At 32.3% G+C, this 12,662-nt stretch carries 10 protein-coding genes and 2 pseudogenes; 2 read left to right on the plus strand and 10 right to left on the minus strand.

Going from position 1 to position 12,662, the window contains the following annotated elements; genetic code table 11:
* Positions 1-22: 22 nt before the first annotated feature.
* The 6 genes and pseudogenes from I6L50_RS19450 to I6L50_RS19475 all read right to left on the minus strand — a co-directional run bounded on the left by I6L50_RS19450 (position 23) and on the right by I6L50_RS19475 (position 7,481).
* Positions 23-2,149, minus strand: coding sequence for a peptidoglycan D,D-transpeptidase FtsI family protein (locus tag I6L50_RS19450; protein ID WP_219302482.1), 2,127 nt, complete (start codon positions 2,147-2,149; stop codon positions 23-25).
* A gap of 226 nt (positions 2,150-2,375) precedes the next feature.
* Complete coding sequence (locus tag I6L50_RS19455; protein WP_219302484.1) at positions 2,376-4,163, minus strand: PAS domain-containing sensor histidine kinase; 1,788 nt, start codon at positions 4,161-4,163, stop codon at positions 2,376-2,378.
* Positions 4,164-4,514: 351 nt separating this feature from the next.
* A complete protein-coding gene (locus tag I6L50_RS19460) occupies positions 4,515-5,348 on the minus strand; it encodes a Cof-type HAD-IIB family hydrolase (RefSeq protein ID WP_219302486.1) in 834 nt (277 codons plus the stop codon).
* 177 nt (positions 5,349-5,525) lie between these two features.
* Positions 5,526-6,104 carry a cysteine dioxygenase family protein gene (locus tag I6L50_RS19465; protein ID WP_219302488.1) on the minus strand — a complete coding sequence of 193 codons (579 nt, stop codon included), beginning with the start codon at positions 6,102-6,104 and terminating at the stop codon, positions 5,526-5,528.
* Positions 6,105-6,218: 114 nt separating this feature from the next.
* Positions 6,219-7,085: pseudogene (locus tag I6L50_RS19470) on the minus strand (cytochrome P450); the annotation flags it as partial.
* 93 nt (positions 7,086-7,178) lie between these two features.
* The gene (locus I6L50_RS19475) at positions 7,179-7,481 is read right to left on the minus strand and encodes a hypothetical protein (RefSeq protein WP_000717614.1); all 303 of its coding nucleotides are present in this window, start codon (positions 7,479-7,481) and stop codon (positions 7,179-7,181) included.
* Between the two features lie 256 nt (positions 7,482-7,737).
* On the opposite strand from I6L50_RS19475, the pseudogene I6L50_RS19480 reads away from it, so the two are divergent.
* Together I6L50_RS19480 and I6L50_RS19485 are read left to right on the plus strand one after the other, a co-directional pair.
* Positions 7,738-8,258 (plus strand): annotated as a pseudogene (locus tag I6L50_RS19480) (DinB family protein).
* 218 nt (positions 8,259-8,476) lie between these two features.
* Positions 8,477-8,881: a PadR family transcriptional regulator gene (locus tag I6L50_RS19485; protein ID WP_257475419.1), complete on the plus strand. Its 405-nt coding sequence runs from the start codon at positions 8,477-8,479 to the stop codon at positions 8,879-8,881.
* Between the two features lie 102 nt (positions 8,882-8,983).
* Here I6L50_RS19485 and I6L50_RS19490 read toward each other — a convergent pair whose 3' ends face one another.
* From I6L50_RS19490 to I6L50_RS19505, 4 genes are all read right to left on the minus strand, one after another.
* Entirely contained in the window at positions 8,984-9,139 is a 156-nt protein-coding gene (locus tag I6L50_RS19490) for a DUF1540 domain-containing protein (RefSeq protein WP_000046089.1), read from the minus strand.
* Positions 9,140-9,212: 73 nt separating this feature from the next.
* Positions 9,213-9,842, minus strand: coding sequence for a Vat family streptogramin A O-acetyltransferase (locus I6L50_RS19495; RefSeq protein WP_219302492.1), 630 nt, complete (start codon positions 9,840-9,842; stop codon positions 9,213-9,215).
* Positions 9,832-11,115, minus strand: a complete 1,284-nt coding sequence (locus tag I6L50_RS19500; protein ID WP_219302494.1) for an MFS transporter — start codon at positions 11,113-11,115, stop codon at positions 9,832-9,834. The genes I6L50_RS19495 and I6L50_RS19500 overlap by 11 nt, the downstream gene beginning before the upstream one ends.
* A gap of 267 nt (positions 11,116-11,382) precedes the next feature.
* A complete protein-coding gene (locus tag I6L50_RS19505) occupies positions 11,383-12,618 on the minus strand; it encodes a cytochrome P450 family protein (RefSeq protein ID WP_219302496.1) in 1,236 nt (411 codons plus the stop codon).
* Between the last annotated feature and the right edge of the window lie 44 nt (positions 12,619-12,662).

A 12,662-nucleotide genomic window follows, 5' to 3' on the forward strand; every position in this document is an offset into this window, starting at 1 on the left:
TGCTAGAGACGTTTCGTATATTTTAATTCTCTTTAGAGTCATCTATTTTTGGTGCTTCGCCAGTTAATCGCTTATTTTTTAAATCAAAATAAGCATCTAAAACTTCTTTTCCAATATCAGAATTAATACCTGATTTATCATTTATAACCCAGGGCACAACAACAGAAAATGCTACTTCTGGATCGTCATATGGCGCATATCCTGCTAACGTTAAATTATAACATTCTCTTCGCTCACCTTTTTCATTTCTTCCAATATCACTTTCTCCACCGTATACTGTCTGTGCTGTCCCTGTTTTTCCCGCTGGTTTATACGGTGCTTTTTGGAATGCCCTTACTCCAGTTCCATCACCTTCTTGGAATACTCTCCTGAATCCTTCCTTTACTTGATTTATATAATCCTCTTTCATATCTATTTTATTTAAAACGATTGGTTCTACTGAATGCACCACTTTACCAATCTCATCTTTTTGCGCGGTTTGCTCTCTAACCTCTTGAACAATTTGTGGCTTCATTCGATATCCACCGTTTGCGATTGTTGAAATATACTGTACAAGCTGAAGCGGTGTATACGTGTCATACTGGCCAATTGAGTAGTCTAATAAGAAACCCGGCTGGTTATCTTTTTTACCAATTTGTCCAGCTGTTTCATTCGGTAAATCGATACCTGTTGGAACACCTAATCCAAATTGCCTAAAATAATACCTCATTTTATCAAAGTATTCCTGTTTAATATTTAATGAGCTATTTTTCACATAATCCACACCTGCAATTTTTAATGCTGTATTAAACATATAAACGTTAGAAGAAACTTGTAAAGCTCTTAGATCATCAATATTCCCAAACTCTTTCCAAGACTTCTTCTCCTTAGTTCCTTTAAACTTCATAGGCGCATCATAAAAATAAGTACCTGGTGTTATAGCTTTCGTTTCGAAACCAGTCAATATTGTCGCCCCTTTAACAGTTGATCCAAGCTCATATGAACTTGTCATCGTACCTAAAGCATAATCTTCAACTTCTGTTTTCCCATCTTTTTCTACTAATTTTTTCCCTGCCATTGATAATACTTGACCATTTTTCGGATTTATCATTACAACGAAAGCACGGTCCAACATCGATTCTGAACCTTTATAGGCCTTTAATATTTTTTTTATGCTCTCTTCTACTTTTTTCTGTAATTCCATATCTATTGTTAAAGTTAAATTCTTGCCGCTTTTTCCTTCAGAAACTGTTTCCGTTCTAATTGTATTACCTTGTTTATCAGCAATACTTCTTACTTCTTTTTTCGTACCATGAAGCACATCTTCGTATTGCTGTTCGATGTAACTTTTCCCAACACGATCATTCCGGCTATACTCACGCACTAAATAATAATCTAATCGTTCACGTGGTAATCCTTCATTAGCATTCGAAACATTTCCAAGAACTGAACGGAATAAGCCATCATTTACATAGAGCCTTTCCCAATCAACTGATGCGTCTACACCTGGGAGATTTGCTAAATTTTCACTAATCACAGTATATTCCTTTTCACTAACATCTTTTTTAATAATTTGAGGTGCCATTTGATAACCTGAAGTCATTTTACTTTTAATAGCTAACACTTCTATATCCGTGGCTGTTAATTCTTGAAGATTTTTATCTGTGATGCGCTTTCTTTTTAACTCTTCTATTTTTTTGTCTAGGTCTTTTCCATTAATATCCTTTTCTCTGAACTTATCTATTTCTTTTTTAGATACTAAGTTTTGAGTAAGTTTTGGATTTAATTGCATCCAAAAATCTTTCTTATCAGTCTCGGTTAACTTATCAATATCTTCTTGCGGCATTTCAATTATTGCTGCAAGTTGTCTTGCGGTTTTTAACATTTCTTCCGCTTTTACACCTTTCACCTTTGTATATGTAATCGTACGTAAAGACTTATTGTCAACAACTGGATTACCTTCACGGTCATAAATTTTGCCGCGTGGTACTGTAAGATTAACAGTTGCATTCTCTCTTTTTTCTACTTCGTTTTTATATGTTTCTCCATCGAAAATTTGTACTTTGCCTAACTGGATTATAATTCCAGAAAATAATAAAAACACACAAAAGAATAAAATATTTAATCGTATAGGTAGTGCTCTACCACTCTTTTTCTCTTTCTTTTTCACCTTGTCATAATCTCCTCCTTACAACATTTCTAATAATTTTAAGCTTTCTATATTAAAAATAATGTACAATTTCCATACATTACTTTGTACGCATATTAATATAACGTTTAAAACTTAATAGAAATTAAAACAAACATAAAGAAAAGGTAAAGTTTACTAAATTAAATATAAAAATACCCAATAACAAAAGCTTAGCTTTGTTATTGGGTATTAAGTATTAAGTATTTTAGGAGTTAATATTAGAACGTATTGAAATACACCTATCATCACAATTTGATAGAGATTGTTTACTCTGAATTTTCGGCAAGTAAATAGTTACAGTTGTCCCGACGCCAACCTCACTCATTATACTTATTGTTCCTTGATGACCTTCAATTATTTTATAACTTAACATCAATCCAATACCGGTACCTTTTTCTTTCGTACTATAGAAAGGTTCACCTAATCTTTTAATTCTTTCTTCAGGTATTCCTATTCCTTCATCTATTACACTAATAATGACACCTTTTTTATGTATTTCTTTTATATGGATTGAAATTTTCCCGCCATCTAGCATTGCTTCGATTGAATTTTGCAAAATATTAATAAATACTTGTTTCAATTGATTTTCTGAGCATTCAATGATTATCTCTTTGGAATCTGTAAATAGTTCAACTTGAATATTTGTCATGATTGCTTTTGTATTAATTAACGATACGACATTTTTAAAAATTTGATAAATATTTTTCTTTTCTGTATTTATTTCATCAGTTTTAGCAATCGACAAAAACTCTTGGAGGATTGCTTCTATTCTTTCTATTTCGGAAAGCATAAGGTCAAAATATTTTTCTTGATCTTCTCTATTAATTTGGAATAACTGTATAAATCCTTTAATTACAGTTAATGGGTTTCTCACTTCATGAGCTACACCGGCTGCTAATTGACCAATTGCCGCAAGTGTATCTGATTTATTTAGCAATTCTTCTGCCTTTTTCCGCTCTGTAATATCGCGTACAATGATCATAATTTTATCTTGTAATAATGGTAAACATCTAGCTTCAAAGAAATCGATACTTCCATTAATTGTCAGAAAATATTCTACAATTACATTCTTTCCTTCTTCTTTCAATTGGCGAATTGCTTCTTGAAATTGCTGTGCTACTGAAGACGGTAATATTTCGTAAAATTTTTTTCCCATAAAAGCTTCTGCAGGTACGTAAAATTTTGTAGGGGATCCTGCTTTATAATCTATAATTGTCCCATCATCTTCTGTTAAAAAACATAAATCTGGTAAAGCTTTAAAAATTAATTCTAATTCAGACGTTTGTTGTTTTAATTGCTCTTCTATCGCTTTTAAATGTGTAATATCTACCCCAACAGCCCAGTAACTAAATCCTGTTACAGGAAACTGCTCTGATATATTGGACCACATTATCGTTTTAATTTCACCATTTTTACATGTTAAACTCATTTCCCAATCTCTAAAATTTTTTCCACGAGTCAAAAATTTATTTTGTATTTGATTGCGATAATTATGGTCAGGATACAGTAATTGAAGAGCGTTTGGATTCCCAATTATTTCTTCAGCAGTATAACCTGTTACAATCTCGCATTCTCGATTCCACAAAACAAAATCTCCATTATAGTCAAGCGCATCAACCATAACAGGCATGTTTTGTAAGATCGTATGTAGTTCTTCCTCTTTTCGAGAAAGTAACGATGTATTTTTACTTTGAACTGCTTTTTTCATCCCAGTTATAATGAGGTTAGAAAGCATTTCAAAATATTTTTGGCAATTGAAAATTTCGCTTCGTTTGGACCATACAACAAAAGATCCTAAATATTGATTGTATAGGAAAAGGGGGATTTCAATTTTGGGAAGTTTACATACTTTCATTTCATTAATTCCAAATGAAAATATAGATTCGTTTTCAGCATCAAGAAGTTGATGTGATATGTTGGTTAATTTATAAAATTGTTCTGCCATGGTTTCTATTGTACTCACATCAATAAGTTCCATTAGCCGCGCATTCATTCCTTTTTCACCTCGATATGTAAAATTTATACAAATTAAAAGTTCATACTTCTTCATTATACGAAGAAAGTGCTCCTAGGTATATAGCTGTAGAATAATTATTCGAACAAATTCTATTTTTCAATTAAAAACAGAAAATAATATGGGAGTGTTACGCGCTGCTAACAGCACTATAAAAATACAATAAACATAAAGTTCACAAATTTTTCATAACTTCCATGAAAAATATAAACATTTATTCCAATATATTCTATATAATTAGGTGTAATAAGGCTTCTATGAATCACATAGAATACCTTACCCCTAATAAAAAGAAAAAAGAATCTATTTGGATTCTTTTTTCTTTTTTTATTACATTACATATTTATATAAAGCATGTGCGACACCATGTTCTTCATTTGTTAACGTTTCGTATTGACACATCGCTTTTATTTCTTCAACTGCATTTCCCATTGCAATTGATATATTTGCTTTCTCCATCATATCACCTATTGCTACAGTGTTTTCAACTGGAATATTAAGATGTTCTGCTAAAGTATATAATCCATTTCCTTTTTGAGCATCTCGATGATTAATCTCTAAATTATGCCAATAGGAAGATGTAATAGCTAAATCTGTATTATGCAGAAACGTTTCTTTTAATTTTTTTAATTTCTCTATGTCATAAGAAAACGGTAAAAGTTTATGCACATGTATATCCATTTCTACAATTGGTTTACAACTTTCTGTACTATGAAATGCTGTATGCTCAAGGTATAATGCAGCAATCGTTTCTAACTCTTTCAAATCGAAATTCTCTTTTGCATTCCTCACATACTCGATTTCATTACGTACACTCTCTACTCCATAATCCGGTACATACACACCTTTATTAGTATAAAGCTGATAATACAAGCCATTCTCTTCAAGATATTCTACAATCTCAAGTGCCTGCATATTTTGAATTGGGTATCTCTTCATCATTTTTTTATCTTTATATATAAGTGCACCATTCTCCGCGATAATCGGACACTCCAAATCAACTTCTAACAATAGTCGTTCAATATCCACAATAGAACGTCCAGTACAAATTGCTACAACATGGCCAGCTTCTTGACATTTCCGAATTGCTTCTGCATTCTCTTTACTAATCATTTTATTCCCTGAAAGAAGGGTTCCATCTAGATCAATTGCGATTAATTTCATTATTTCTTCACCACTTTCTATAAATACACGAGATCTATTTAACAAAAAGGTATCGTTTTCATATTGAGCTCGTTAAGTACTTCTTATTTATAATTTATGAAAAGCGTTTCAGGTCAAGAAATAATTAATAATAAAATCAAAAACTTTTCTTTTTAAAGAAAAGTTTTTGATTTTAAACTATGAACTATAACTAATATATTTCGTCTCACACATATACACATTCTTTTCTTCAGTTGGGACATATACTTTAAACTTTTCTAAACGTTTTCCGTATATATGAATAGTGATTGCGCTTTCATTTCCGGATATTTCTAGAATATGACAATCAGCTGGTGGAATTACTTTATCTGTTTCGCCTTCTCCCAAATAAAGATTTCCTGTATGTGTTAAATAAGAAAGTGAATTTCCAAGTTGCTTCGTTTGAACAAAGTTTTGCACCATTATCCTTCCTGAAAAAACGCCTTCTACTCCCCATGTGCCATCATGATCATGTAATGGTGTAGATTGTCCATCTTTCCATACGAGAGCTAATACTTCAAAACGTTTTAACGGATCTTCATACAGTAAGTGTCGTGCATATTGAGCCGAATTCACCTTCTGTTTATCTAACGGAAGCCATGTTTTCTTTTCTAAAAGTTCTTCTAGTAATGTTTCAATTTCACACACGATTTGTTCTTCCAATAAATCACCATCTATTAAATCAGTTACAGCTTTAATAAATATTTGAAACGTTTTACTCCCATCGCACGTTAACATAAGCATCCTCCTCCACTCTTCTTTCACACACTTCCATACTAAATAGACCACTAAAAATTTACAATTGAGAAATAAAAAAACAAGGTACAGTAATTTTGTACCTTGCTGAACGTTTTACCTAGTTTTCAAAAGAATAGGTAAGTATTTTAATGTTTGTTCATTTTCTAATATACATTTTTCTAAATTGAACGATGGAGATAACTCTATTTTTTCAAAGGCATTAATAAAGGTAGTTAATGCAATCTCAGCTTCTAAACGTGCAAGTGGCGCCCCTAAGCAAAAATGAGGACCTTTACCAAAGGTTAAATGCTTTTCATTTCCTATTCTGTGTAAATTAAATTTAGAAGCTTGTAAGAACTTTTTCTCATCTAAATTTGCTGCACTTACCCATGCAACAATCATTTGATCCTTTTTCATAAAAGGTCCAAATGTATTTGTGTCCTCTGTAATCCGCCTAGCTAATGTAACGGGAAAGCGATAGCGTAATACTTCCTCAATCGATTTTGAAATTAATGTAGGTTCTTTTCTTAACTCTTCATATATTCCAGGTGAATCCACTAAAAAGCAATAAAAGCTATTAATAATTAAATTTGTAGTTGTTTCATTACCTGCCGCTAATAAGCCTAAAGAAAAAGTAACTATTTCTTCATCAGTTAATCTTTCGCCTTCATATTCAGCTCGTATTAAATCTGAAATAATATCGTCGGTTAAATGATACCTTTTCTCTTGAACAATTGGAAGCAGGTAAGTTTTAAATTCATTTAACGCAATTCCTTTTTCTACATCCAAATCGTTAAATTTTTCTTTACTATATGGCATAAATAAAATATCAGACCATTCTTTAATTTTTTTACGGTCAGTTGTTGGCACTCCTAATAAATCGGATATGACGGTAACAGGTAAAGGTGCAGCAAACTCTTCAACGATATTAACCTCACTATATTTCCCGATATGTTGTACAAGTTCATTTGCGATAGACTGATATGTAAATATAATAAAAAACGAATGATTAATAGAAATATTCTACGCCACTCGTTTTTTATCGGACTTCTTTTTACTGTACTTTTATTTTCTTTATGAGTTATTAGAAAAATAATTGTCTATATAAGTCTTTATTTTTTCAAAATCCTTTTCCATAAATAAGATTGCTGGTACTTCAATTATTGGAAGATTATTTTCATTATCAAAAGGTGGACACGGTTTGGGAACTACCAAATAGTCAACTGAGTTTTTATCCCTAATATAATTAATTGAAACATCATAATACTTAGAAAAATATTCCTTCAAATCATCCTGATTCCTTAAAAATGGTAGAGAAAATATTGAACCATAATTTATACCAGCGTCGACAATTAATACAAAGCATATTTTTTTCATGATACACCCTCCTCGTATAATAAGTTTTAAGTTAATAACTGTTCCTTGAAAATTAAATAGTTTTTATCTTCAAGAGCTACATCAAAAAAATGATGTATGGGTAAAATTTAGTCTTGGATAAGGTCACACTGATAAAAACAGGTTTCTTTTTTCTTTATATTCAATTAAATTATATCATTATTTTACATGAATTTCCAGAATTTGTTTTTTTATTTTATTGGTAAACTTATGCTTAGCATGAATTGGAGGGATATATATGATAGATTATAGAATAATTTCAAGAGAAAACTATTCAAATAAGATTGGAGAGCTTGTAACAATGCTTGAACATACAAGAGATGTTACATTGAGCGAAATCTCCAATTTAAACCAAAGTGATTTAGATTTCTTACCAAACGGTAGTTCAAACACTATTGGTTCTCTCTTATCACATATTGCAGCGATGGAGTTTGTTCATCAAGTTATCTCGTTTGAAAAAAAGATTTAACTGAAAGTGAATATCTAAAGTGGCGAATTTCTTTAGAACTTGGAGACAAAGCAAGGGAAGGAATAAAAAAGCAATCTTTAGATTATTATTTGAATGAATTATCACAAGTTAGAGAAAATACACTAACATATCTGAAATCAAAACAAGATAGCTGGTTATTCGAGGAAAACAAGTGGGATAATGGTGTGCCTTATAATAATTACTACTTGTGGTTTCACGTTATGGAAGACGAAATTAATCATCGTGGACAAATAAGAACAATTAAGCGATTGATGGGAATGAATAAATAAATCTTATTCAACCAAAGGGTGCTTTACTTGAGAAAGTCACTAGAAGAGTCAAATGATAACTATGAACTGCCCCCAATTGCTAGGTTTTGTTTAACAATTGGGGGCAGTTCATTTATAGCGCATAGGTAATCAGCTTTTTGTTAATCATGAGGTAGATATTTTTAACTAAAAAACCAATAATGGAAATATATCACAGCTTATGACCCGTTTTTACACGTATCTCGGCTGAACCCCATAATACACTGTATCCCGCTCTTCGGCGCTTCGAAAATATGGGCGCTATAACGAAAAAAATACATAAACAAGTCGGAAAGCCAAATCGAAATATGTACAACATAACTGAAACAGGAGAAGAAATTTTTTCTGAAATGTTAAGAGAGTTTCCCGAAAAGATTGCGACAAATAACGCTGAGTTCCTTGTGCGTATCGTGCTATTTGAAAAACTTGATTACGAAGCTAGAAAAGAAATTTTAACAATACGCCAAGACGTACTACATAAACAACTTACTGCTATTCAATCTTTACATGTTAGCTCATCTTTTATTACAGAAGTCATTGAATTTAGTAAATCACGTATTGAACATGAATTGCTCTGGATTGCATCACTTATGAAGAAAATATGAAAAAATAAAAAGAAAAGTTAAAAACAATGAATGAAAATGAGATTTATTATCAATACTATAATTAATAAAAGGGCAACCACGATTTGGCTACCCTTCAAAAATTTATACTTCTGGATCAAAAGTTTTGCAATCTGTTTCTTCAGTTGTAGATGCATGTTTACCTTTATGACTTACTACATAAATTGCATCTGCACTACATTTATTGCCGTTAGCCCAAAATTTACAGTTGTTTACTTCACATAAAACGTCTTGTGCCATAGTATCACACCTCCTTGTTCTATTATCATTAACAAAATTCGGAGGTATGATACTCTTTGTCATGCATTTTTTATTACCTTTTTAACTTTCTTAATGGTTCAATATCTCCTTGTACAATAGCATCTATATTTTCGGTTATTTTTTCAATGTCAAAATGCCACCATTGAATTTGCAATAATTCTTCTATTATTGTATTTGTGAATCGTTCCTTTATTTTATTTGCAGGGTTTCCGCCAACAATTGTATATGGTGCGACATCTCTAGTCACAACAGATTTAGCTGCAATGATTGCACCATCCCCTATTTTTATTCCGGGCATAATAGTTGTATCCATACCAATCCAAACGTCATTTCCTATAACTGTATCACCTTTGTAAGGTAAATCAGACAAACTAGGTGTATACTTCTCCCACCCATTTCCAAATATATTAAATGGATATGCCGAAAATCCATCCATCCGGTGATTCGCTCCGTTCATAATAAAGATAACTCCATTTGCAATACAACAAAACTTTCCAATGGTAGGCCTATCTCCAATAAATTCATAATGATATAATACTCGATCTTCAAATGTTTCTCCATCTTTCGCATCATAATAAGAATAGTCACCAACAAATATATTAGATTTCGTTATTGTATTTTTTATAAAATGAACGTTTTGATTTCCTTCAATAGGGTATTTAACATTTGGATTAGGATTCATGTTGCACAGCACTTCCTTTACCATTCATTTCACTTTCTACTGCTATTACTGGCTTTAAATTGTATATAGGCAAAATAAACAATAGTCCAATTATAAATAGTAGAGCCGTTCCCTCGTACATCGTACCTAATGAAAACATCTCCTTTAAGGAACCAGCTATACTCATCGTTACTACCATTGAACCGGTGAATAGTGGACTTAAAATGCCGTTCACGCGACCAATAAAATCGGTATCGCTATTTTGAATAATGAGCGTATTAATACCAATTTGGATACATGGAAGAGCTAAGCCACTAAAAAGTTGTGCCGTAAGTGTCACCCATAAATTTGTGGAGTAGCCTATAATACCAATTCCAATTGCCTGACCGAGCATCCCTACAATTAACATCTTTTGGGGAGCAACGTTTTTCGCAAATACCATCGCTAAAGCCCCGCCAACAATCATTCCCGCACCATTTACTGTTAGTAACCATTGTAAACTCTCTTTTGATAACCCTAACTGCTCAGTCACAATAAAGATGCCTAGTGGCTGAATTAAACCTATACCTAGTCCTGCTGCCATAAAACAAAACCCTAGCAAAGTTAATGCTTTTTTCTTTTTTACATATTTAATACCATCCAGCATTTCCTGTAACAGCGTGATTTCTTTCTTCTCATTATCATTCTCAAGATCTTTCGGAAGAAATAACAACACAGCTGCTGCAAGTAAAAAAGCGATGCCTGTTATGATGATTGAAATATAAATTCCAAAACTATGAAAAATAAATGTTCCAATAATCGGTCCTAACACCATAAAAATCGCAAATATTGTTTGATATATAGACATCGCTAATTGAATTTGTTCTGTTGATAAATGCTGTTTAAACAACTTCATACCAGATGGTTGAGAAAACTGCGAAAGGATTGCAGAAATAAGAGTCACAAAAAACACGATTTTCCACGTTCCAAACATAAGAGTAATTAATACAGCGAATACGGAAATAGAACTTAACGTCTCACACCATATCATTGTCCTCTTTGGCTTCCACCTATCAGCAAAAGTTCCACCAATGAATGAGAAAATAAAAATGGGAGCAAATTCAGCAACCGAAATCATCGAAATGGCAAAAGCATCACCTTTCGTCATTTCCATAACATAAAGTAATATCGCAAAGTTACGAACCCAAATTCCAACTTGTAAAAATAATGCTGATGCTAGAATCCCTTGCACAAATTGATTTTTTAATACTTGTGATACCCCATGATTTTGTTTCGTTTCTGCAGTCGTCGACATAAAAAAGCCTCCTATTTCGTGTTCTGAACAGGAGGCAGCACAAATCATATGAAAAGACTATATATTCGCAGTGCGAAACACATCCCTTTTCTATATATGCACATACTAATCCTATTCAGAAGAATATTTCGTTTTTTAACGAAGATCTCTTACAAATAGAATTAGTTGATCATTGGGATGTTTTCACCCTTCCGTTTCGAATTTAAATAACACATACATACTCTATGTTAATCATTTGTCGTGTATGCATGTCTCAATATAACTATTCTAAAAAGACAATGGTAATTCCTCTAAAGAACGCATTAAATAATTACCTTGCCAATTAATTTTTTCACGCTCACCTTTTATTTGTAACGATGGCATCCGTTTAAACAAAGTAGTAATAGCAATCTTTGCTTCCAACCTAGCAAGTGGTGCTCCTAGGCAGAAATGACTACCATGCCCAAAGGCAATATGACGGTTATTTTCTCGTGTAATATCAAATACTTCTGGGTTTTCAAATACTGTTTCATCACGGTTTGCTGAAGCTAATGCGATAATAACCATATCTCCTTTTTGGATTGTTTGTTCGTGAATTTGAAACGGCTCAGCCGCCCATCTTGCAGTCGTCACCTCAACTGGAGAATAATAACGCAATCCTTCCTCAATAGCTGAATCAATTAATTTCGGATTATCTTTTAATAATTGTAATTGCTTCGGATTTTCAAGAAGTGCTAATACCGTATTTGTTATTAAATTCACTGTCGTCTCGTGTCCGGCTACAATTAATAACATGATCATTGAATATAGCTCTCGAGCACTAAGTTTATGCCCTTCATTTTCTGCAAGTATTAACGCACTAACCAAATCTTCTTTTGGATTTTTCCGTTTTACATCAACTATATATTGAAGATATGTAATAAACTCAGATAGTTGTTTTTCGGTTTCTTTTATTTCTTCAGGTGTTTCTGGCGATGCAATGACAGCATGAGACCAAATTCTAAATTTCGCTTGATCCTCTTTTGGAATTCCAAGCATCTCACTTATTACAATAATCGGTAATGGGAATGAATAATCATCCACAAGATTTAATGTACCTTTTCGCTCTATTTCATTTATTAAATCATCCGCTACTCTCTGAATTCTTCCGTCTAATTGTGAAATCATCTTTGGTGTAAAAGCTTTTTGAACTAAAGATCGTAAACGACTGTGGTTAGGTGGGTCCGAATTTAACATATGCGTTGTTAAATGATCACTATTGTCAACAGAAAGATACATGTTATTTGTATCTTGAGAAAACACATTTGCCATATCTTTTTTTAAACGATTATCTTTTAAAAGTGGCACAGCATCTTCATATCTTGTAATGAGCCATTCTTTGCCGATTTCAACTTCATTTACAAATAATATAGGTTGCATTTTTCGTGACTCTTTATAAATTTCATATGCATCTTCTTTAAACTGAGCAGAAGCTAAATTAATGCCATCCTCTATTTTTCGGCCAACCTTATTTTTTATTGACATTACATTCCCTCACTCTCAATTATTTGTGTAAATCAACCTAACAT

The sequence above is a fragment of the Bacillus sp. FDAARGOS_1420 genome (genome assembly GCF_019344915.1).
GTDB classification, from domain to species: Bacteria; Bacillota; Bacilli; order Bacillales; family Bacillaceae_G; genus Bacillus_A; species Bacillus_A mycoides.